The sequence below is a fragment of the Fischerella major NIES-592 genome, from assembly GCF_001904645.1.
Taxonomy (GTDB): domain Bacteria; phylum Cyanobacteriota; class Cyanobacteriia; order Cyanobacteriales; family Nostocaceae; genus Fischerella; species Fischerella thermalis.
In genome coordinates this window covers 450,237-471,080 of sequence record NZ_MRCA01000002.1, presented here as the reverse complement: position 1 = coordinate 471,080, position 20,844 = coordinate 450,237, and the positions used below count along the sequence as shown (strand labels likewise).

At 42.1% G+C, this 20,844-nt stretch carries 22 protein-coding genes and 1 tRNA gene; 14 read left to right on the top strand and 9 right to left on the bottom strand.

All coding sequences use genetic code 11. The annotated features are described in order from the left end of the window. Positions 1–29: 29 nt before the first annotated feature. The 7 genes from menD (at position 30) to NIES592_RS05965 (ending at position 7,536) form a co-directional block, all read left to right on the top strand. Entirely contained in the window at positions 30–1,808 is a 1,779-nt protein-coding gene (gene menD, locus NIES592_RS05995) for a 2-succinyl-5-enolpyruvyl-6-hydroxy-3-cyclohexene-1-carboxylic-acid synthase (protein ID WP_073555324.1), read from the top strand. A 295-nt stretch (positions 1,809–2,103) separates the two neighbouring features. Then, positions 2,104–4,230 (top strand): hydantoinase/oxoprolinase family protein, encoded by a 2,127-nt coding sequence (locus NIES592_RS05990; protein WP_062243577.1) that lies wholly within the window; start codon positions 2,104–2,106, stop codon positions 4,228–4,230. Between the two features lie 87 nt (positions 4,231–4,317). Further along, on the top strand, positions 4,318–4,668 hold the full coding sequence (locus NIES592_RS05985) for a protein-tyrosine phosphatase family protein (protein WP_256678066.1): 351 nt from the start codon (positions 4,318–4,320) through the stop codon (positions 4,666–4,668). Between the two features lie 89 nt (positions 4,669–4,757). Then, positions 4,758–4,985, top strand: coding sequence for an addiction module protein (locus NIES592_RS05980; protein ID WP_062243575.1), 228 nt, complete (start codon positions 4,758–4,760; stop codon positions 4,983–4,985). Then, positions 4,982–5,278 carry a type II toxin-antitoxin system RelE/ParE family toxin gene (locus tag NIES592_RS05975; RefSeq protein WP_062243571.1) on the top strand — a complete coding sequence of 99 codons (297 nt, stop codon included), beginning with the start codon at positions 4,982–4,984 and terminating at the stop codon, positions 5,276–5,278. The genes NIES592_RS05980 and NIES592_RS05975 overlap by 4 nt, the downstream gene beginning before the upstream one ends. Before the next feature lie 168 nt (positions 5,279–5,446). After that, complete coding sequence (locus NIES592_RS05970) at positions 5,447–7,000, top strand: hydantoinase B/oxoprolinase family protein (RefSeq protein ID WP_073555192.1); 1,554 nt, start codon at positions 5,447–5,449, stop codon at positions 6,998–7,000. 209 nt (positions 7,001–7,209) lie between these two features. Then, the gene (locus tag NIES592_RS05965) at positions 7,210–7,536 is read left to right on the top strand and encodes a hypothetical protein (RefSeq protein WP_062243565.1); all 327 of its coding nucleotides are present in this window, start codon (positions 7,210–7,212) and stop codon (positions 7,534–7,536) included. Between the two features lie 123 nt (positions 7,537–7,659). Here the strand turns inward: NIES592_RS05965 and hisC are convergent, their stop codons facing one another. From hisC to NIES592_RS05950, 3 genes are all read right to left on the bottom strand, one after another. Beyond that, on the bottom strand, positions 7,660–8,712 hold the full coding sequence (hisC, locus tag NIES592_RS05960; RefSeq protein ID WP_062243562.1) for a histidinol-phosphate transaminase: 1,053 nt from the start codon (positions 8,710–8,712) through the stop codon (positions 7,660–7,662). Between the two features lie 90 nt (positions 8,713–8,802). Then, positions 8,803–9,249 carry a type II toxin-antitoxin system VapC family toxin gene (locus tag NIES592_RS05955; RefSeq protein WP_062243560.1) on the bottom strand — a complete coding sequence of 149 codons (447 nt, stop codon included), beginning with the start codon at positions 9,247–9,249 and terminating at the stop codon, positions 8,803–8,805. Then, on the bottom strand, positions 9,246–9,488 hold the full coding sequence (locus NIES592_RS05950; protein ID WP_062243556.1) for a hypothetical protein: 243 nt from the start codon (positions 9,486–9,488) through the stop codon (positions 9,246–9,248). Before NIES592_RS05950 ends, NIES592_RS05955 begins: the two co-directional genes overlap by 4 nt. A 472-nt stretch (positions 9,489–9,960) precedes the next feature. On the opposite strand from NIES592_RS05950, the gene NIES592_RS05945 reads away from it, so the two are divergent. From NIES592_RS05945 to NIES592_RS05935, 3 genes are all read left to right on the top strand, one after another. Beyond that, positions 9,961–11,994 carry an FAD-dependent oxidoreductase gene (locus tag NIES592_RS05945; protein ID WP_073555191.1) on the top strand — a complete coding sequence of 678 codons (2,034 nt, stop codon included), beginning with the start codon at positions 9,961–9,963 and terminating at the stop codon, positions 11,992–11,994. Positions 11,995–12,121: 127 nt separating this feature from the next. Then, positions 12,122–12,448 carry an ATP-dependent Clp protease adapter ClpS gene (clpS, locus tag NIES592_RS05940; RefSeq protein WP_073555190.1) on the top strand — a complete coding sequence of 109 codons (327 nt, stop codon included), beginning with the start codon at positions 12,122–12,124 and terminating at the stop codon, positions 12,446–12,448. A 5-nt stretch (positions 12,449–12,453) separates the two neighbouring features. Then, the gene (locus NIES592_RS05935; RefSeq protein ID WP_073555189.1) at positions 12,454–12,777 is read left to right on the top strand and encodes a DUF2103 domain-containing protein; all 324 of its coding nucleotides are present in this window, start codon (positions 12,454–12,456) and stop codon (positions 12,775–12,777) included. 138 nt (positions 12,778–12,915) lie between these two features. On the opposite strand, the gene hemW is transcribed toward NIES592_RS05935, so the two are convergent. Next, a complete protein-coding gene (hemW, locus tag NIES592_RS05925; RefSeq protein WP_073555188.1) occupies positions 12,916–14,100 on the bottom strand; it encodes a radical SAM family heme chaperone HemW in 1,185 nt (394 codons plus the stop codon). A gap of 352 nt (positions 14,101–14,452) precedes the next feature. On the opposite strand from hemW, the gene NIES592_RS05920 reads away from it, so the two are divergent. The 3 genes from NIES592_RS05920 to glgB all read left to right on the top strand — a co-directional run bounded on the left by NIES592_RS05920 (position 14,453) and on the right by glgB (position 18,503). Further along, positions 14,453–15,529: a PIN/TRAM domain-containing protein gene (locus NIES592_RS05920; RefSeq protein WP_073555187.1), complete on the top strand. Its 1,077-nt coding sequence runs from the start codon at positions 14,453–14,455 to the stop codon at positions 15,527–15,529. Positions 15,530–15,697: 168 nt separating this feature from the next. Beyond that, positions 15,698–16,018, top strand: coding sequence for a hypothetical protein (locus NIES592_RS05915; protein ID WP_073555186.1), 321 nt, complete (start codon positions 15,698–15,700; stop codon positions 16,016–16,018). Between the two features lie 187 nt (positions 16,019–16,205). After that, positions 16,206–18,503, top strand: coding sequence for a 1,4-alpha-glucan branching enzyme (gene glgB / locus NIES592_RS05910; protein WP_062243528.1), 2,298 nt, complete (start codon positions 16,206–16,208; stop codon positions 18,501–18,503). Between the two features lie 212 nt (positions 18,504–18,715). On the opposite strand, the gene NIES592_RS05905 is transcribed toward glgB, so the two are convergent. From NIES592_RS05905 to NIES592_RS05885, 5 genes are all read right to left on the bottom strand, one after another. Then, positions 18,716–19,042: a hypothetical protein gene (locus NIES592_RS05905; protein WP_231936341.1), complete on the bottom strand. Its 327-nt coding sequence runs from the start codon at positions 19,040–19,042 to the stop codon at positions 18,716–18,718. 101 nt (positions 19,043–19,143) lie between these two features. Beyond that, positions 19,144–19,217, bottom strand: a tRNA-Pro gene (locus NIES592_RS05900). Between the two features lie 82 nt (positions 19,218–19,299). Further along, the gene (locus NIES592_RS05895; protein ID WP_062243524.1) at positions 19,300–19,665 is read right to left on the bottom strand and encodes a DUF1818 family protein; all 366 of its coding nucleotides are present in this window, start codon (positions 19,663–19,665) and stop codon (positions 19,300–19,302) included. Positions 19,666–19,736: 71 nt separating this feature from the next. Next, positions 19,737–20,186 carry a hypothetical protein gene (locus NIES592_RS05890; protein WP_143168342.1) on the bottom strand — a complete coding sequence of 150 codons (450 nt, stop codon included), beginning with the start codon at positions 20,184–20,186 and terminating at the stop codon, positions 19,737–19,739. Between the two features lie 88 nt (positions 20,187–20,274). Further along, positions 20,275–20,511 (bottom strand): DNA-directed RNA polymerase subunit omega, encoded by a 237-nt coding sequence (locus NIES592_RS05885; RefSeq protein ID WP_009456735.1) that lies wholly within the window; start codon positions 20,509–20,511, stop codon positions 20,275–20,277. Between the two features lie 45 nt (positions 20,512–20,556). Between NIES592_RS05885 and NIES592_RS05880 the strand changes: the two genes are divergently transcribed. Then, positions 20,557–20,772, top strand: coding sequence for a hypothetical protein (locus NIES592_RS05880; RefSeq protein WP_073555184.1), 216 nt, complete (start codon positions 20,557–20,559; stop codon positions 20,770–20,772). The last annotated feature ends 72 nt before the right edge of the window (positions 20,773–20,844 follow it).

The following is a 20,844-nucleotide window of genomic DNA, read 5'->3' as shown; positions in this document are numbered from 1 at the left end:
ATCACCTATCCCCTATCTCAAAAAATTCCATGCAAGTTGGTTTCAGAAACACAAATGAACTCTGGGCTTCCGTATTGACACAAACGTTGCAGCACTTGGGCTTAACAACTGCTATCATTTGTCCTGGTTCTCGTTCCACACCATTAGCGGTTGCTTTTGCTCAACAAGCACCAGAAATAGATGTTATTTCCATTCTCGATGAACGTTCCGCAGCTTTTTTTGCCTTAGGAAGAGCAAAAGCCACAGGATTACCCCCGGCTATCGTTTGTACTTCTGGGACAGCGGGAGCGAATTTTTACCCAGCAGTAATTGAAGCGAAACAAACTCGTGTACCACTGCTAGTTTTAACCGCCGATCGACCACCAGAATTACGGGATTGTCATTCTGGACAAACTATAGACCAGTTGAAATTATATGGCAGTTACCCCAACTGGCAAACAGAGTTAGCTGTACCCGTAGCAGAAATGGGAATGCTAGCTTATTTACGGCAAACAATGGTTTATGCTTGGGAGCGATCGCTCTACCCTGTCCCTGGCCCCATACACCTAAATATACCCTTTCGCGACCCCCTTGCACCGATTCCTGAGGCGAATGTAGAGACACAAAATTTGGCGTTTCTACAGTCACAATTTAACCCAGAAGAATTTTTTGCTCACGTTACAAAATTCTCCCCATCACACCATCTCCCAATCACCCCATCTGTTCCCCTTAACGATTGGCAAAACTCTGAGCGAGGAATCATTATAGCTGGAGTTGCCCAACCACAACAGCCACAGGAATATTGTCAAGCGATCGCCCAACTTGCCCAAACTTTACAATTTCCAGTCTTAGCTGAAGGATTATCCCCTGTCAGAAATTATGCTAGTATCAACCCTCACATTATCTCTACTTATGACCTGATATTGCGGAATCAGCAACTAGCAAAACAGCTCACACCAGATATAGTAATTCAAATTGGTGAAATGCCCACCAGTCCAGTACTGCGTAACTGGCTAAAATCCACTGCTGCTAGACGTTGGGTAATTGACTCTAGCGATCAAAATCTTGATCCTCTCCACAGTAGGACAGTTCATCTACGGGTGAATGTAGAAGAATTAGTCAGCAAACAAGAGGGTAAATTCTCCTTATCACCCCACCACTCCACCACCCCATCCTCTTACTTGCAACTATGGCATCAAGTCGAAGTACAAGTTAGAACAAATGTTGATCATACCTTTAAGCAAATAGACGATTTATTAGAAAGTAAAATTGCTTGGTTACTTTCCCAGAGTCTACCGCCACAAACACCTTTATTTATTGCCAATAGTATGCCTGTACGAGATGTAGAATATTTCTGGCAACTCAATCAATCTGGTATACGACCCTTTTTTAACCGCGGTGCAAACGGTATAGATGGGACATTATCTACCGCTTTGGGAATTGCTCATCGCCATCAAAGCAGCGTCATGTTAACTGGAGATTTAGCACTATTACACGATACAAATGGCTTTTTAATTAGAAATAAATTTGTTGGACATCTAACAATTGTGTTAGTTAACAATAATGGTGGTGGCATCTTTGAAATGTTACCTATTGCTAAGTTTGAACCACCATTTGAAGAATTTTTTGCCACACCCCAAAATATAGACTTTTCCCAATTGTGTGCTAGCTACAGTGTGGAACATGAATTGATAACTTCCTGGGAACAATTACAAACAAAATTAAATCCTCTACCTACCAGTGGCATACGAGTGTTAGAGTTGCGAACAAATCGCAAACTAGACGCTCAGTGGCGTCAGGAAAATTTAGGTAAATTTGCCAAATTTTGAATTTGGCAGAGGTCTCTCAAATCATCAAGCGAGCGTAAAACATAAACCACGCCTTTAAATTTTCCTGCATAAACGGCTCTGAAAGACGTAGCATTGCTACGTCTCTACAATGATTTGGCATCGAACTACAAAAATGTATGCACACATAATTCATGACCAAAGTCAGCAACGCCATTTATTGCACTATTAAATACGTAATATCACTTATCGAAAGTCAGTTCCTAAAGTGTACTGTAGTAGAAACACTCTGCATCTAGTTGTTACCCTATTTTTAGACCAATGACAAATCACTAATATGTTAAAAGTTTTTGCCGATCGCGGTGGTACATTTACAGATATTGTTGCCGTTACTGATAATCAAGGAATCATCAACAAACTCTCGCAACATCAAGAACGGTTTTTAATTGTTCCCCTGCCCAATCAGCAATGGATTATAGTTTACAAATTACTCTCAGAAAATCCCGAACAATATCAAGACGCAGTCATTCAAGGTATTCGAGATATCATCGGTCTTTCTCGCAATCAACCCATACCCCAAGAAGCCATCGAAGTGGTAAAAATGGGAACAACAGTTGCCACAAATGCCCTGTTAGAAAGACATGGCGATCGCGTAGTTCTTCTCATTACCAAAGGGTTTAAAGACGCATTGCGAATTGGCTACCAAAACCGCCCTCACATCTTCGCCAGACATATCATCTTACCCACAATGCTTTATGAACAAGTAATTGAGGTAGACGAACGCTATGATGCTAACGGCAACGAATTAACCCCAGTCAACATTGCACAGGTCAAAAAAGACTTACAAACAGCTTACAACACAGGTATTCGTAGTTGTGCCATTGTGTTTATGCATGGCGATCGCTATCCTCGTCATGAACAACAAGTCGCCCAACTTGCCCAAGAAATTGGTTTTACGCAGATATCCATCTCCCACCAAGTTAGTCCTTTGATGAAGCTGGTCAGTCGAGGAGACACAACAGTTGTAGATGCATACTTAACTCCAATTCTGCGTCGCTATGTCAACCAAGTAGCTAGTCAGTTACCAGGCGTAAGATTAATGTTCATGAAATCCGATGGCGGCTTAACCGATGCACAACAATTTCAAGGTAAAGATAGTATCTTAAGTGGTCCGGCTGGGGGTATTGTCGGCGCAGTCCAAACCAGTAAAAGAGCAGGTTTTGATTTAGTTATAACCTTTGACATGGGCGGAACAAGTACGGATGTTGCCCACTTTAAAGGAGAATATGAACGTCAGCTAGAATCAGAAATTGCTGGCGCACGGATGCGAGTTCCCGTATTAGCAATTAATACTATTGCTGCTGGCGGCGGTTCAATTTTGTTTTTTGATGGTTCTAGTTATCGTGTCGGGCCAGAATCAGCGGGATCAAATCCTGGCCCTGCTTGTTACCGTCGTGGTGGGCCATTAGCCGTCACCGATGCTAATGTCATGCTAGGCAAAATTCACCCCCAATATTTTCCCCATGTCTTTGGCGCAGACGGCAACTTACCCTTAGATAAAAATATAGTTGTTGAGAAATTTACTCAGCTAGCTCAAGATATCCAAAATGCTACAGGTAACACCCGTACTCCCGAACAAGTAGCCGCCGGATTTATTGCGATCGCTGTCGAGAATATGGCAAACGCAATTAAAAAAATCAGCTTACAACGAGGCTATGATGTCACTCAATATGTACTTTGTTGTTTTGGTGGTGCAGGCGGTCAAGTTGCTTGTTTAATCGCCGATACTTTGGGAATGAAAAAGATATTTTTACACCCTTATGCAGGAGTTCTTTCAGCTTACGGTATGGGATTAGCTGATGTGAGGGCAATCAGAGAAAGCGGAGTTGAACGACCTCTCACCCAAGAACTAATCCCACAATTACAACAATTAATGCAAGTTTTAGAAACCCAAGCTAGAAGTGAACTAGATAGCCCCCTTACTAAAGGGGAACAGAGGGAGGTTAAAGCAAGCAACGAACAAGAAATAGTCCGAAAAGTTAACTTGAAATATGAAGGAACCAACTCGATTTTGACAATTGATTTTGCCTTAGATGTAGCAATGATGCGGCAAGAATTTGAAGTCGAACATAAATCGCGCTATGGTTTCATTCAAATAGAAAAAACCTTAATTGTCGAATCCGCCTCAGTCGAAATAATTCAGAAAATGGACACACCAGAAGAACCCTTAATTACCCGTACCCGTCCTCTTAATCAACCTCCCAGTTCTGTCGACACAGTACAGATGTTTACTGCTGACCAATGGCATAATACACCTGTTTATCGGCGAGAAGATTTACAACCAGAAGATAATATTAATGGGCCAGCAATTATTGTCGAAAAAATTAGCACAATTATAGTTGAGCCTGAATGGCAAGCAAGCTTAACTGAACGCAATCATTTAGTTTTGCAACGTCTTGATTAGGGCTTATCGTTGTGTTCAATGCTAGCTTTGAAATATATAGTACCAAAGCAGTCTAGTTTAAATAATACTTCGTTCCATCATCCTTTTATGGACTTCCAATTTTTTGAAAAAGCTGATTATTTTGCCACAGAACAACTCGGCAGTCGCCAAACCCTAACCCAGCAAATCCTAGCCTTCCTAGCAGTTGCAGATCAGCGAAAAGAAAAAGTAGTAGTTCATTGTTCCGGGGGAGTGGGACGCACAGGACACGTCTTAGCCTCTTGGTTAGTCAGCAAGCGAGGATTCTCAAACCAACAAGCGATCGCAGCAGTCAGAAAAACAGGAAAAAACCCCTATGAAGCAGCAATTGCTGGCGTCCTCAAAGGAAAAAATCCTTGGAAAATGGTTGCAGAATTAAACGCACTTTTAGATGATTGTCGTCGCGCTGGAGAAAGTTAGAGTTGTAAGTTAGGTAGAACAAAGTGTACTGCCTTGCCTGAAACCACAATGTTGTAAAATAGTCAAAAACTAACCTTAACTTTATACTCATGAGTTTCCATCCTCTCTTAAAAGTTGACATTTCTCAACTCAGCGTTGCGGAACGTATTCAACTTGCTGAAGATTTATGGGACAGCATCTTAGAACAGCAAGAAGAGCTTACTTTAAGTGAAGCGCAACAACAAGAGTTAGACCGACGCTTAGAAAGTTACAATAAAAACCCCACAAATGGTTCTAATTGGGAAGAGGTTAAAAAACGGTTAGGCTTCTCCCAATGAAATATAACCTGATTATTCGGCCAGAAGCAGAATACGATATTCAGGATGCTTTTGAGTGGTACGAATCCCAAAATCCAGGCTTGGGTTCTGAATTTGTCCGTGCAGTCGATGCTTGTCTGTCAGGAATTGGACGAAACCCCCTTGCTTACCAAGTCATCCACAAACAGGTAAGAAGAGCATTAATCCGTCGATTCCCATACATAATTCTCTACATTTTTGACCAAGAGACAGTTTTTGCTCTTGCTTGCTTCCATGCAAAACGCGATCCAAAACAATGGTTGGATAGAACTTAGTACAGCGTTAATACTAAGGTTCTCTTTGATATATAGACTCCTCAATTTTGATATGTAAATAAACTATAGGTTAATAATTTTTATCTAACTTAGTAAACCAAAAAATCCACACTTTCCTCTGCCTTCTCTGCATCTGGTGCGGTTATTTTATAAATTATAAATAAAAATATGTACACAACATCTCAACCCGACCCCGTCCGCCTCGAAATCTTCAAAAACCTCTATCAATTTATCGCCGAACAAATGGGAATTGTTCTGCAAAACACAGCAGCATCAGTCAATATCAAAGAACGCTTAGATTTCTCCTGCGCCATTTTTGATGCTTCCGGACTACTAGTAGCTAATGCCCCACACATTCCCGTACATTTAGGCTCAATGAGTGAAAGTGTTCGTAGTTTAATTAACGATAAAGGTGAAACTATCAAACCAGGAAATGTTTATCTATCTAATAATCCCTATAACGGCGGCACCCATCTCCCCGATGTCACAGCAATTACCCCCGTTTTTGATGAAGAGGAAAAACAAATTATTTTCTATGTAGCTTCCCGCGGACATCAAGCCGATATCGGCGGAATTACCCCTGGTTCCATGCCTCCCCACAGTACCACAGTCGAAGAAGAAGGAATTCTCTTTGATAATTTCCTCTTAGTTGAACAAGGCAATTTTCGAGAAAACCAAGTACGAGAAACACTCTTAAATCATCACTACCCGGCTCGTAATCCTGACCAAAATATTGCCGATTTTAAAGCACAAATTGCAGCCAATGAAAGAGGAGTACAAGAACTCCGAAAAATGGTTTCTCAATATGGACTCGAAACAGTCCAAGCTTACATGAAATTTGTCCAAGATAACGCCGAAGAATCAGTAAGAAGAGCGATTGATGTTCTCAAAGATGGCTCATTTATCTATGAAATGGATGACGGCGCACGTATTCAAGTCAAAGTCACAATTAACCGAGAAAACCGCAGTGCTACCATCGATTTTACAGGCACATCTCGACAATTAAATACTAACTTCAATGCTCCCAAAGCCGTCACCCAAGCAGCAGTTTTATATGTTTTTCGGACTCTAGTTGATGATAGTATTCCCCTCAATGCCGGCTGTCTTAAACCTCTAGAAATTATTATCCCTGAAGGCTGTATGCTGAACCCAACCTATCCAGCAGCAGTGGTAGCCGGAAATGTAGAAACATCGCAAACTATTGTCGATGCTTTATATGGTGCTTTAGGCGTCATGGCTGCTTCCCAGGGAACCATGAACAATTTTACTTTTGGTAACGATCGCTATCAATATTATGAAACTATCTGCGGTGGTTCTGGTGCAGGGGCTTACTTTGATGGTACTCATGCAGTCCACACCCACATGACTAACTCCCGCCTCACCGATCCCGAAGTTTTAGAAACTCGCTATCCTGTTTTAGTAGAAAGCTTTAGTTTGCGTCCTGATAGCGGCGGTAAAGGAAAACACTCAGGTGGGAATGGCGTTATCCGTCGCATCAAGTTTTTAGAAGTGATGACAGCTAATATTCTCTCTGGACATCGAGTTATTCCTCCCTTTGGGTTAAATGGTGGAGAAGCCGGACAAGTTGGACGCAACTGGATACAACGTCAAGATGGAACCCAAGAGAATTTAGACAGCACAGCGACAGTGCAAATGCAGCCAGGAGATATTTTTGTCATTGAAACTCCTGGGGGAGGAGGATTTGGTAAATTATCCTGCTAGCTGAGTTAGACTATTTCTTTGTGTCTTTGTGTCTTGGTGGTTAAAAATATTATAGAAACCACAAAGACACCAAGCAAAATTTATAAATTCGTATTATTTATTTACATATTCATCAGAATCTATTTCAGTTTGTAACTATTTGCCTATCTCGTTATATCTATTCCTTTAGACTGATCTAAAAAATAGAAAAAAATTTGGAATAAAGAAAAATGCCTTCAGTAAACTTTTTTTGTCATGATTTTTTTGTTGCTGTTTCTTGCTTAGCCTGTATTATTGGTTTGCTTCTACTATGGGAGAACAAACAGCAAAAAGAAAAAGATGATGCAGATGCAACAGAGGTAATTTTATTTAGAATGACCTTTTGTTACTGGCTAGTTTACTGCGTTGCTTTTGGTATTGAAAAATTACTGTTACCTCATTGGGAAGCTGTACATATGACTTTGAGGATTACAACAGCTTTGTCGTATTTCTTAACATTTTCTTGTATTGTGAGCCTACCTCTACATAAGTTTGCAGTCCGCCAAGTTGAGGAATAGTGATTAGTTTGTAGTAAGCACAAAGCGTGCTTACTACGAATTGAGTAGAGTAGTGATTTTAAACACAGAGGAGCGCAGAGTTAGCGCGGAGGTTCGCAGAGTTTTTCACGGTTGTAATCGATTTTATTTGAGCAAGCTGACTAAAGCTTCAATTAATGTTTGATTCTGTTCATCTGTACCGACTGAAATCCGCAGTTTGTTGTCTAATCCCGGTTGTTTGAAGTAACGCACTAGAATTCCTCGTTCTTTCAATCCTAAATAAAGCTGTTCTGCATTGTCTTCAGGGGGTGTAGCCAGGACAAAATTTGCTTGGGAATCAAGAACAGTGAAACCTAGGTTTTTTAAGTCAACAGTCAGTTTTGCTCGTGATGTTTTTACTTTCTCAGCACAAGCATTTTTATAAGCTTGATCCCGCATCGCAGCTGCACCAACTAAAGTGGCGATCGCATCAATGTTGTAACTATCTTTGACTTTAAACAAGCCTGCTAGTAATTTGGGATGAGCTACAGCAAAACCCATGCGTAAGCCTGCCAGAGAGTAGCCTTTGGATAAAGTACGCAACACAATCACATTCTCAAATTCCTGCACCAACGGCAAGGCAGAAGATTCAGCAAAATCAACATACGCTTCATCGATCGCGACAATGCCTGCAATTCGCTGTGCTAAAGTACGCAAATCATCCAACGGTACAGAATGACCAGAAGGACTGTTGGGAGAAGCAATAAAGGTAATCGCCCCATTAGCAGCAACCAGATCATCAATAGGTAGCGTAAAATCTTGGGGATAGGGAACTTCGACAACTTCTGCTGGTTGCATCGCTGCTAGGGTACGATACAAAACGTAAGTCGGCATTGGGTAAACAACTTTGCGATCGCCTCCTTCCGCACAAGCACGCACCAACACATTTAGCACATCATCACTACCGTTACCGACAATGATCCAATCTGCGGGTACACCTAATGCTTCACTGACAGCAGCACAAAACTCGCGCGCAAAGGGATCAGGATAACGCCGTAACCACTCACTGTCTAAGTTTCTCAGGATATTGAGTGCGTCTGGTGATGGCGGGTAAGGATTTTCATTGGTATTCAGCTTAATAATTTTGGTTCCCGGTTTCGGTTGTTCTCCGGGAACGTAACCAGTCATGGCATCAATGGCGGGACGGAAGTAACTCATGAAGTTCAAGTTCGCAGACTACTAGGATGATTATCGCTTCAGATGCTCTACTGGAAAACACAGCGAGTTATGGGTTTAATTGCCAAAACTCTAGCTATTTATGCTGTTGGGATGAACAATAGTAATTCCTTCGACTTCTATAAAGTCTTTTGGATTTAAAGTCAGAATATGGCCGATGTTATGGGCAAGCACTATTGCTTGTATGCGTAAATCGTGGATGCGTTTCCCTGAAATCTTATGAGTTGTAGCGAGGCTCAACCAAATGCGAAATATATCTGGTGTTTCTTCCAGCCACTCAAACTGATTTATGAGCATTTGCACTGCTCGTTCGGTTGCTTCTGGTGTCCATCCCAATCCATTTACAGCAACGGGACGGGTGGCTACAACCCAAAATTCAATTAAAACTTGAGGTGTAATAAAACACTGACCACCTTGTAGCAAGATTTGAAAAATAGCATTATTAATAATTTCGTATTCAGAGGAATAGGTATCAGTAAATCTAAGAATAATATTCGTATCTAGTAAATAGCTGGTCATACACCGCGATCATCATAAATATTCTCACGCAGGCTTGCTTCAGCAGGCAAACTTATACTACTTTTCGGGAATTGAGCCATCCATTGACGAAACTGCTCGGCTTTTTCTGTTGGTGTTAAGTTTTTGTGAGTTGCTTTCTCTAGCTGTCTACTATGGAGTCTTGATTGAAAGAGTTTCTGGTCTTCGGGGGAGAGGTTTAATACCACTTCTACAAGGGAATTAACAAGTTGTACATTCATGGTTATGTGTGTGATTTACTCTTTCTTACACTACGCGATGCGGTAGCCACTCCTATAGAGTATCGCTTTATTATAATATTCCAATCCATTCTTTTCTTAGCAACGCTAACCTACCCCAAAAAATTACATTTTTTCCGTTTCTGTAACACAATCCTAAATAAACTAAAGAGAAATTGTCTAGTAAAAAACACTAAAGTAGTCTTCTCTACTTTCAGTATTATTTTTTCTGATAATACTTTTCACTAATGTAGGCTATCTGTCATCAAGAGCTGATAAAGTACGTAACGAAAGTAAAATCGCGGCTTGTCATATTTAGACATCCGTAGCGGTTGAATTTACTTGCAAAAGTAGCCGTAAAATAAATTTCCGGCTTCTATATTCAACCTGTTAAAACGGGTTTCTACTTTCAGCTTGAACTTTAGTTCCAGGCTAGGAAGCCGTGATCGAGGAGTTGAGCGGAATTTTATTTAACATGAAGCGTAAACGTCTAGCATCTCGTCACTACACCTCTTTAATTAGTCTCACTCTCATTTCGAGTTTTGTTGCACCTGACACTGCGATCGCAGCACCACCCAGAACACCAGACAAAACGGTAAACTGTGACATTCTGGTTGTTGGTGGTGGACTGTCTGGTGTAGCAACTGCTTACGAAGCTTTACTTGCTGGGAGAACGGTTTGTCTCACCGAAATTACCGACTGGCTGGGAGGACAGATTTCTGCTCAAGGAACTTCGGCGTTGGATGAACGACCAACCCAACGAGCAAAGTTATACTACTCTCGCGGTTACTTAGAACTGCGACAGCGGATTGAACGCAAGTACGGCAAACTCAATCCTGGTGACTGCTGGGTAAGTGATTCCTGCTTTCTGCCCAAGGATGGGCATGAAATCTTGAGTTCCATGCTCAAAGATGCCGAAAGAAAGGGTAAAGGGAAGTTGCAATGGTTCCCAAATACAGTCATCAAAGACTTGAATATCAGTTCTGATGGCAAAATCATTAATAATGCGATCGCCATCCAACATAAACCAGCACCCAATGCTCCCCCACTCAATACTTTTACCCTATCCCAAACCATCCAAGACGCCTATACCTATCAAAATTCTTCCCGCTTTACCAAAACTATTATTCGCCTGGCTCCCAAACAAGCACAAAAAGGCAATGTTCCTAACTGGTATGTTGTAGATGCTAGCGAAACTGGAGAAATTGTCGGTCTTGCTGATGTTCCCTATCGTCTGGGTATTGATGCACGTTCTTATTTGGAACCTTCATCCTCCAGCGCTACCAACGATCCCTATTGCACTCAAGGCTTTACTTACACCTTTGCAATGGAGGCAACTAAGGAACCGCAAAAGCAAACCATGCCCCCATTTTACATGCAGTACTCGCCCTACTACAGTTATGAATTGCAACGACTGGCAAGCTTTCCTTTAGTGTTTACCTACCGTCGCATCTGGAGTCCCCGCAGAGGCGAACAAATGAAATTTGGCGGTGTAACTTTTACGGCTCCCGTACCAGGTGACATTTCCATGCAAAACTGGACTTGGGGAAATGACTACCGTCCGGGAACCGCCAAAGATAACTTGATTTATACTCGTGAGCAACTCCAAGCTACCGGACAGCTTAACCCTGGTGGTTGGCTGGGTGGACTACGGGTAGAAACTTTGCGTAAAGGTGAGGAAAATGCGCTTGGTTATTATTATTGGTTGACAGCAGGAACTACAGATTCTCAATTAGGGAATGGGGTTAAGCAGCCACAACCAAACAATCGCTTTCTTTCCGGGTTAGATTCTCCGATGGGAACAGCCCACGGCTTGTCAAAATACCCATATATGCGTGAAGGCAGGCGGATCATTGGCCGTCCCAGCTGGGGTGCGCCTCAAGGCTTTAGTATTTGGGAAGTTGATATTTCTCGCCGTAAGTACGATGACCCCTATTATCGGCAAGTGCTTTCACCTGCTGAATATCGTCGTTTACAAGCAACATTGGCGGGTTTAGAAGCTTTATCAGTCCTTTCAGGTCAAAAACCTCCAGAAACTGTTGCTCGACGCACTCGTTCTACGGTTTTTCCTGATGGTGTCGGTATTGGACATTATGCGATCGACTTTCATCCTTGCATGACAAAAAGCCCACCCGAAGCACCAGGAAACACAGAACGCGAAGGTGAAAGACGCGGTGCAGGCCAAGCTTATCCCTTCCAGATAGCTCTGCGGGCAATGATTCCACAAAAAATTGATAATTTGCTAGTCGGAGGTAAAAGTATTGCTACCAGTCACATTGCAGCAGCAGCTTACCGCGTCCACTCCTTTGAATGGTCTGCTGGTGCAGCAGCAGGGACTACAGCAGCTTTTGCTTTGAAAAACAACATCGCCCCCTACCAACTAGTAGATGAATTACCAAAAATAGAACCGCAACTGATTGCCTTGCAAAATCTGCTCAAGAAAAACGGCAACCCCACCGCTTTCCCTGATACCTCGATTTTCAATCAAAATTGGGAAGATTGGAAATAATTTTGTTGGGTGTTGGTAATTGATTGGTGGTTGTCCCAAACAACAAACAACAATCAACAATCAACTACCATAGACTAAACTGTTAATTGTAGTGTAGTTTTGTAAAGACCTGTTGGTTAATTCTTTTATGATTACCAAACTTTCAGCAGCTGTTTACGCGATGGCAGCGACACCAACTATAGCTCCTGAACGGTCAACTCAAGTTACTCGCAAGACCTATCCAAATTACAAAGTCATTGTTTTAAACGATGATTTCAATACTTTTCAGCATGTTGCTGAGTGCTTGGTGAAGTATATTCCGGGAATGACTAGCGATCGCGCTTGGGAACTCACAAACCAAGTACACTACGAAGGTCAAGCCATTGTTTGGACTGGACCGCAAGAACCAGCTGAACTTTACCATCAGCAATTACGTCGAGCTGGTCTCACAATGGCTCCTCTGGAAGCAGCGTAAAATTTATGACAAAACCCACCCCAGACACCCGCAAAGCAACACCTGTTAAAGATGGCAGATTAGTTTGGAATCACTCAACCCATATCCCTGGACTTATTCCCATCCTCGAACGTCTGTGCAAACTAGATGGCATTCAAACCGTCACACCAGGACAACTTGGACGAGTAAAAGGTCACAGCCCAAAGTTGCAATTGCGGGTGTCTGTACCCATTCGGGGCGGGTTTAAATTAATTGCACGTCACGGTAAAACTGTACAAGAAGTATTTATTTTAACCACCTTACCGCAACAACAACTCGAAGAAGCGATCGCAACTGTGATGCAAAAGTAGTCATCATTGGGGATCAGAGATCGGGAGAAAACACTACAAGAGTTCTTCCTTGTCCTCTATGTCTCCCCNACACTCCCCACACCCCTCACACTCCCCACACCCCTCACACTCCCCACACCCCTCATACTCCCCACCTCCCTATTCCCCTAACTCAGCAAACAACTTTGCCAAAATCACGTTAGAAAACAAAAAACCATCGGGATCACTCAAACGCAAATTTTCTCCCTCGAGTTTTACCCAGCCTTGGTGCAAGTACGGCTGTAAACATTTCTCAATCTCTTCTACCTTCTTTTCTCCAAACAGTTCTTTTAGCACTGCCAAATTGACACCTTCTGCTAACCGCAACCCTAGCATTAAGGTTTCTAACAAAATTTCATCGGCGGATGTCACTTCACAATCGATTACACAGCCAGCTTCTACCCACTGATAATATTCTTTGGTTTTACGGGGACGGGTAAATCTTTTCCCTTCTATGTAACTGGCTGCACCCATACCAAAACCATAGTAAGGGCGATTTTGCCAGTAAACTCGATTATGCCGACACTGGTGTCCTACTTGGGCATAGTTGGAAATTTCATAGTGTTCATAGCCTGCACTAGTGAGGATTTGCTGCGCCATTTGGTACATTTTGACTGTAGTTTCATCTGTAGGTAGGGGATGAGTACCCCCTTTGTAATAACGACCAAAGGCAGTTCCAGGTTCTATAGTCAGGTCATATATAGATATATGGGTTGGTGCGATCGCAATTGCTTTTTCTAATGATACCTGCCACCTATCTAGAGTTTGATGCGGTAATCCTGAGATGAGGTCTATGCTAAAGTCAGAAAACCCGACTTGCGAAATTAATTCTACTGCTTTGTAAATATCGTTAACAGAATGCGATCGCCCACAAGCTTGCAATAAATCTGCATCAAAGGCTTGCACGCCCAAACTCACACGATTGACGCCTGCGCTACGATAACCTTGAATATGTTCTAAATCAAACGTACCTGGGTCTATTTCCATAGAAATTTCCACCCCAGGAGAAATACCAAATTTTTGCTCTAGTGCTTTTAATATATGTCGCAATTGTTGCACAGATAAAAGCGAGGGAGTACCGCCACCAAAGAAAATCGTCTGCAAAGATTGACCAAAAACAGGAGCAAGGGCAATTTCTTGACAAAGAAAGTCTACGTATTGAGAGATTGTGCCTGATGTTTCTCCACGCAAGCGATCGCCCACGACAGAAATAGGAAAATCACAGTAAAAGCATCGGCGTCTGCAAAAGGGAATATGTATATAGGTAGAAGTTGGAAGATCTGAAAATATATCTTTTTGTGCCATTTTAAGTGAAAATTAAAATATGATTATGAGAATTACAAAACATGAAAATTAATAAGTTAAGTAAAACACATAAGACGGAACATATAAGGCAAAAGAGCAAATCTGCTCCCTGACAGTGTTTTTGTAGTTAGCATTTTATCTTAATTATTTCTAGCTATTTATTAACAATTTTTTATCGTTTTTCAGTCAAAAGATGGCAATAATAGAGCATAAAAATCATTAGTTATAATGAGTGCAGATGTTGTCAGTCTCAACATCTAGTATGAGCGTAAATATTCTAAATCGCTCTTAGCGATGAGATAAAAATTACTTTACTTATCGACTAACACTGTTGCAGGAAAACAACACAATTATGCTAGATGCAATTATCATTTTCTCATTCATCCTGGCAGCAGCAGGCGTAGGCTACTATAGTATCGAGTTTCTACCAAATGGGGCACTCGAACGGGTAACAAACCAAGAAGCTCTCCGCTTAGTTTTTGCTGCTTTTGCTGCTATTATTGGCGGTGCAGTTGGACTGAGATTTCAGACCTCATATCGCCGCCTAGAAAGTCAAGTCCGGGAGATGCCCTTTGAAATCATCTTAACCCGTGCGATCGGTCTAGTAATTGGGTTACTGATCGCTAACTTAATGCTAGCACCTCTATTCCTGCTACCGATTCCCACCGATTTTAGCTTTATTAAGCCATTGGTAGCAGTTGTTGGCAGCATCGTACTGGCATATACTGGCATGAATCTCGCAGATACCCACGGACGTGGTTTATTGCGTTTGATTAATCCCAATACTGTAGAAACAATGGTGGTAGAAGGAACACTCAAACCAGCTAGCACCAAAGTACTAGACACCAGCTGCATTATTGATGGTCGTATTGAAACACTTCTAGAAACTGGCTTTTTGGAAGGACAATTACTCGTACCACAATTTGTTTTGCAAGAACTGCAACAAGTAGCGGATGCAAGCAAAGACCAAAAACGTGTAAGGGGAAGACGGGGACTAGAAATTCTCAACCGGATTAAAACAGTATACCCCGATCGCATTTTGATTAACTCAATAGACTACGAGGATATCGCAACCGTAGATGCGAAGTTAGTCCGCTTTGCCCAAGAAATCAATGGCACACTTTTAACCAACGACTATAACTTATCGAAGGTCGCCAGTGTGCAAAAAGTGCCTGTTTTAAACGTTAACGATTTAGTTAATGCTGTACGTCCCACCTACTTACCGGGCGATAACATTGACCTCAAGATTCTCAAAGAAGGCAAAGAACCCAGTCAAGGCATCGGCTACTTAGACGATGGCACAATGGTTGTAGTTGAAGAAGGTAGCAATTATGTAGGTGGTGAATTGCGGGTAGTTGTCACCAGCGCCCTACAAACCTCAGCCGGTAGGATGATCTTTGCTAAACCCCAAGCATCTGCATTGGCATGAAGGAAATGTCCAGTTTAAGTTTACTAAATATTTTTCTCACCGATGCAACTAGAGTGCATCGGTTATTTTTTGGTTAATTGCTCAATATATACAAGTTGTGCGGCAGCAACTGTGGTATAAACTTTTTAGCAATAAATAACCGAAATTAAAAATCAAAAATTAATAAAGATGAAATATATAAAATATATTTGTTTGACAGCTATTAGTAGCATTGTTGTAAGCATAACAAACTATCAGGGAGCAATAGTAGCAGCATTACCACCAGCAGAAGACATACCAGAAGAAATATTACGGACAGAAATTATCTTAGCAGCGCGATCGCCAATTGATGGCAAACCCCTATCCGCCGGCGACTATGCACAACTGCAAGCCCAACTACAACAAGCCCCACCACCAAAACTAAGTTCTAACATCAGAGACAATATCTTTTTGCTGAGACTGCGTAAAGCTTTACTCCAGCTTTTCCCTTTTCTGGATACATTGATTTAGTCAATGGTCAATGGTCATTAGTCATTTGTTTCTCTCCTTCTCCCCCTTCCCTTGTCTCCCCAATCCCCCCAATTCACGATGACCATCAAGACAAAACTGCAAATAAATGTAAAGAATAATATATAGAACTTAAAAAAGTAGATTTACTTAACCACTTTATTCAACTAACATAGGTAGCTCCATGTCTATGACCATGATTGCCCCCGAACAAGTAAACCGCATCGTTTGGAATCAACATCAAGATCCTTTTGAAATATTGGGTTCCCACCTTGTAGAAGCAAATGGCAAAACTGTCTGGGCTGTGCGAGCCTACCTACCCAATGCCAGTCAGGCGTGGGTAATTCTTCCAGAAGAAAGGAAAGAATATCCCATGCAAAGCGTGCATGACCCCCATTTTTTTGAGTGCGCGATTGAAACAAAAGAATTAGCCAACTACCAACTCAAAATCAAAGAAGGAGAACACGAAAGAGTCATCTACGATCCTTACGCCTTCCGTTCTCCTCGCTTAACTGACTTTGATTTGCACTTGTTTGCTGAAGGAAACCATCACCGCATTTATGAAAAACTGGGAGCACACCCCACAGAAGTAGACGGCGTTAAAGGTGTTTATTTTGCCGTTTGGGCTCCCAATGCACGTAACGTTTCCGTGATCGGCGATTTCAATCACTGGGATGGACGCAAACATCAGATGCGTAAAGGACAAACTGGGGTTTGGGAATTGTTTATTCCTGAACTTGGGGTAGGAGAACATTACAAATACGAAATCAAAAATCTAGAAGGTCACATTTACGAAAAATCTGACCCCTACGGTTTCCAACAAGAACCTCGTCCCAAAACAGCATCGATTGTCACTGACTTAAATAGCTATCAGTGGAACGACGAAGATTGGATGGAGCAGCGGCGTCACACTGATCCTCTAACTCAACCCATCTCAGTTTACGAAGTACATTTAGGTTCTTGGTTACACGCCTCTAGCGCAGAACCACCTAGACTGCCTAATGGGGAAACCGAGCCTGTCGTTCCTGTTTCTGAACTTAATCCTGGTGCGCGTTTTCTGACTTATCGAGAGCTAGCAGACAGGTTAATCCCCTACGTCAAAGATTTGGGCTATACCCATGTGGAATTATTGCCTATCGCTGAACATCCCTTTGATGGTTCTTGGGGTTATCAAGTCACAGGCTATTACGCCCCTACTTCCCGTTATGGTAGCCCAGAAGATTTTATGTATTTTGTTGACCAGTGCCACAAAAACGGTATTGGCGTAATCGTAGATTGGGTTCCTGGTCACTTCCCCAAAGACGGTCACGGTTTAGCTTTCTTCGATGGTACTCACCTTTATGAACACGCTGATCCCCGCAAAGGCGAACATAAAGAATGGGGAACTTTGGTGTTTAACTACTCACGCAACGAAGTCCGCAATTTCTTAGCTGCCAATGCTTTGTTTTGGTTTGATAAATTCCACATTGATGGTATTCGCGTTGATGCGGTTGCTTCGATGCTTTACCTCGATTATTGCCGTAAAGAAGGCGAATGGCTACCTAACCAATATGGAGGTAGAGAAAACCTAGAAGCGGCAGATTTTCTGCGTCAGGTAAATCACCTTATCTTTAGCTATTTTCCGGGAATTGTCTCTATTGCTGAAGAATCTACAGCTTGGCCAATGGTTTCTTGGCCGACATACACTGGCGGCTTGGGCTTCAACTTAAAGTGGAACATGGGCTGGATGCACGACATGCTTGATTATTTCAGCATGGACCCCTGGTTCCGTCAGTTCCACCAGAACAATGTCACTTTTAGTATGTGGTATCACCACAGTGAAAACTTCATGTTGGCACTGTCTCACGATGAAGTTGTCCATGGTAAGAGCAACATCATTGGTAAAATGCCCGGTGACAGATGGCAGAAGTTTGCTAACGTGCGTTGTTTGTTCACCTATATGTTTACTCACCCAGGTAAGAAAACCATGTTTATGAGCATGGAGTTTGGGCAGTGGAGCGAGTGGAATGTTTGGGCTGACTTAGAATGGCATTTATTGCAACATGAGCCACACCAACAACTCAAAGACTTTTTTAAGGATTTAAACCATCTCTACCGCAGTGAACCGTCTTTGTATACCCTAGATTTTGCCCGCGAAGGGTTTGAGTGGATTGATTGTAGCGATAACCGCCACAGCGTTGTGTCCTTCATCCGCAGAGACAAAGACTCTGCAGATTTTGTGATTGTTGTTTGTAACTTCACCCCCCAACCCCATTCTCACTACCGCATCGGTGTACCGGAACCCGGATTTTACACCGAGTTGTTTAACAGCGACGCGCGTAAATACGGTGGCAGCAATATGGGCAATTTAGGTGGTAAGTGGACGGATAATTGGTCGATGCACAATCGGTCTTATTCGCTGGATTTGTGTTTACCACCTTTGGGTGTGTTAATTCTCAAGTTAGATAGGGAGAAGACAGCCGAGGTGATGAAGTCTCAACAAGAGTAATAATGATGTTGTAGTAGGCGGTTTAGCATCAGTAAACAGTGAATAGTTATCAGTGATTAGGCGTGTATTTCGGGACACATAAGCCCCAACAATGCTGATCATCAGTAACCATCAATTGCTGGAGTACTTTGATCAGTAGAAAAAACTGAAAACTGATAACTGTATAAGGTATGCTTACGCCTACTACATTTCTTCATATTGAGCGATCGCACTTAGCATCCGCCAATACGACCTCGGTATGGCGCATTTAATTCAAGCTTAACAATCGGATTCCATCCTTCTATTACTTTTATATAGTAAGCATCCGTGCGATCGCGCTGAGGAATAGTTTGATGTTCTGTAGGTATGGGAATACTATAGTCAGCGTTTTCCAACACAGGGTTGCGTTTAGCTGCTTTCAGGTTGACTTTAGAGTTTGGTAAACCCAGAGCTAAACAGTACCTGTTACCAGCATGAGTCCATCTTAACCTTAGTCTGTCTTGATGGTCTTCAACAGCCACAACTCCCTTCTGATAGGCATCCTGAGCTTTTTTAGTCATACCACTCTCATACCAATTAAAGGCTGAAAATGGCACTTCTTTACTTGTCTGCTAAATTCAAGAGAATGATTGAAACTTGCTTAGAGTAAGCTTTTTATCAATCGGAGCGGCGGGATTTGAACCCACGACCTCCACTACCCCAAAGTGGCGCGCTACCAAGCTGCGCTACGCCCCGGACACAACAATTCACAAGTTGGAATTGTTTTAGTCAACCTCCTAATTATAGCAATCAGCTCTGGAATAATCAACTATCCTACTCAAAAAACTTTCAGCATTCCCGCAGCTTGCAATAAACCCGGAACCGCCGCAGCATTCCACTTACCTTCTGCACAACGGCTTGTGTTGAGGATAAAACGCAGACTATAGGCGTGGGGATAACCTTCTACTTCCATCCATAACAAATCGCTTTCGGCTTCGCAGGCAATTTTTTCTTCATCCATTAATTCTGACGTCAGCTGCTGCATTGTGTCTGCTAACTGCAACAGTAGCCGACAAAAATCATTTAATTCCGCTTCTGTTAATTCTATTGCCCAATCATCTGTACCCACCAAACCCTTAAATTCTGGTGCAGATGGGTTCCAACCGATACGCCAACCAGCTCCACTTTTGATGAGACGTTGCATAACTTATGTTGGTTGTTGGTTGTTGATTGTTGGTTGTTCCAAACTACAAACAAACAAAAAACAACCACTAACTAATTTTGGCTAAAAGCATTGACTAATGCTTGCACGAGGGCATTGCGTTGCTGGCGAGTCAGGCGGCGAATGGCAGCGCGATCGCTTGCAAAGGGATTTTTTCGTAAAGTATCGTTACCTGGATACGATGATTCATACATTACTTCATTTGCATCCAGGTAATCAGCCAAAGTCAATTTCCAATCTAGCCGATAATTTGGTGTACGCCCTTTAACATAGACGTGATAACTAATCATGCGACTAACTAGGGTGTTGCTTTCGGCGACTTTCCCTGTTTGTTTGCTAATGAATTGATTTTCTTTTGGTAAATCAGGCAATTGTTTATACACCTGCTGCCAAACATCAGTCAAGGGTACTCTTTGAGCATAGGCAGGTGAGGTGGAGAGTAAATTAGTATGGAAAAATTGCTGGTGTTCTGAGCTAGACCAAAACCCACCTAAAATTAACATACATCCGACCCCCCTCAAAAAGTGGGGAGTAAATAATGCCCGCCAAAGCTTGAGCATAGTACACCACACCTTATTAAAATTAATTTATCTATACTTCTCCGATGATTTCTGGTTGAGTCAGTTCGTCTGACATTTCAATAATTGCTCTGAGTACTGGCTTCATCATCACATCATCATTACTCTCGAAGTCTTCATAACGCCGACGCTTAGCACGATTTGCCACCTGAACCGTAATACGGTAGCGATTTGAAGCTGCACTAATCAAATCTTCTGCACGATGCATAATTTGGGTTTGGGTTGTCTCGAACTTAGAACGCTTTAGCATATTTACTGGTTCTTTGGGTCTTTTTTAGTTTAGCAGTATTGTCATTTGCCATTGATTAGACTTCTTGTAGAAGTCGGGGAAGAGGTTAATTTGATTATTTTATTATTTTCTTTTTGTGTCACTGATGTTGCTGCTGCGCGTGGAGGTTGTTTTGCAGGGGGAACTGCTATTTTGACAATTGAGGGTTATAAAGCAATTGAACAACTAGATCAGAGCGATCGCATTAACAAAGGCATTGTGCTTACCGTCGTAGTTTTGTGATCATGGCGGTATTTTTATTAATGCACTCAGGTAAATTTGTTTTCCACATCAATCAGATATTTGTTTTTAGAT

What these genes read in the sequence shown, in the direction of transcription:
- menD (WP_073555324.1), top strand. Translation starts at nt 30, where the DNA reads ATGCAAGTTGGTTTCAGAAACACAAATGAACTCTGGGCTTCCGTATTG.
- NIES592_RS05990 (WP_062243577.1), top strand. Translation starts at nt 2,104, where the DNA reads ATGTTAAAAGTTTTTGCCGATCGCGGTGGTACATTTACAGATATTGTT.
- NIES592_RS05985 (WP_256678066.1), top strand. Translation starts at nt 4,318, where the DNA reads ATGGACTTCCAATTTTTTGAAAAAGCTGATTATTTTGCCACAGAACAA.
- NIES592_RS05980 (WP_062243575.1), top strand. Translation starts at nt 4,758, where the DNA reads ATGAGTTTCCATCCTCTCTTAAAAGTTGACATTTCTCAACTCAGCGTT.
- NIES592_RS05975 (WP_062243571.1), top strand. Translation starts at nt 4,982, where the DNA reads ATGAAATATAACCTGATTATTCGGCCAGAAGCAGAATACGATATTCAG.
- NIES592_RS05970 (WP_073555192.1), top strand. Translation starts at nt 5,447, where the DNA reads ATGTACACAACATCTCAACCCGACCCCGTCCGCCTCGAAATCTTCAAA.
- NIES592_RS05965 (WP_062243565.1), top strand. Translation starts at nt 7,210, where the DNA reads ATGCCTTCAGTAAACTTTTTTTGTCATGATTTTTTTGTTGCTGTTTCT.
- hisC (WP_062243562.1), bottom strand. Translation starts at nt 8,712, where the DNA reads ATGAGTTACTTCCGTCCCGCCATTGATGCCATGACTGGTTACGTTCCC.
- NIES592_RS05955 (WP_062243560.1), bottom strand. Translation starts at nt 9,249, where the DNA reads ATGACCAGCTATTTACTAGATACGAATATTATTCTTAGATTTACTGAT.
- NIES592_RS05950 (WP_062243556.1), bottom strand. Translation starts at nt 9,488, where the DNA reads ATGAATGTACAACTTGTTAATTCCCTTGTAGAAGTGGTATTAAACCTC.
- NIES592_RS05945 (WP_073555191.1), top strand. Translation starts at nt 9,961, where the DNA reads ATGAAGCGTAAACGTCTAGCATCTCGTCACTACACCTCTTTAATTAGT.
- clpS (WP_073555190.1), top strand. Translation starts at nt 12,122, where the DNA reads ATGATTACCAAACTTTCAGCAGCTGTTTACGCGATGGCAGCGACACCA.
- NIES592_RS05935 (WP_073555189.1), top strand. Translation starts at nt 12,454, where the DNA reads ATGACAAAACCCACCCCAGACACCCGCAAAGCAACACCTGTTAAAGAT.
- hemW (WP_073555188.1), bottom strand. Translation starts at nt 14,100, where the DNA reads ATGGCACAAAAAGATATATTTTCAGATCTTCCAACTTCTACCTATATA.
- NIES592_RS05920 (WP_073555187.1), top strand. Translation starts at nt 14,453, where the DNA reads ATGCTAGATGCAATTATCATTTTCTCATTCATCCTGGCAGCAGCAGGC.
- NIES592_RS05915 (WP_073555186.1), top strand. Translation starts at nt 15,698, where the DNA reads ATGAAATATATAAAATATATTTGTTTGACAGCTATTAGTAGCATTGTT.
- glgB (WP_062243528.1), top strand. Translation starts at nt 16,206, where the DNA reads ATGACCATGATTGCCCCCGAACAAGTAAACCGCATCGTTTGGAATCAA.
- NIES592_RS05905 (WP_231936341.1), bottom strand. Translation starts at nt 19,042, where the DNA reads ATGACTAAAAAAGCTCAGGATGCCTATCAGAAGGGAGTTGTGGCTGTT.
- NIES592_RS05895 (WP_062243524.1), bottom strand. Translation starts at nt 19,665, where the DNA reads ATGCAACGTCTCATCAAAAGTGGAGCTGGTTGGCGTATCGGTTGGAAC.
- NIES592_RS05890 (WP_143168342.1), bottom strand. Translation starts at nt 20,186, where the DNA reads ATGTTAATTTTAGGTGGGTTTTGGTCTAGCTCAGAACACCAGCAATTT.
- NIES592_RS05885 (WP_009456735.1), bottom strand. Translation starts at nt 20,511, where the DNA reads ATGCTAAAGCGTTCTAAGTTCGAGACAACCCAAACCCAAATTATGCAT.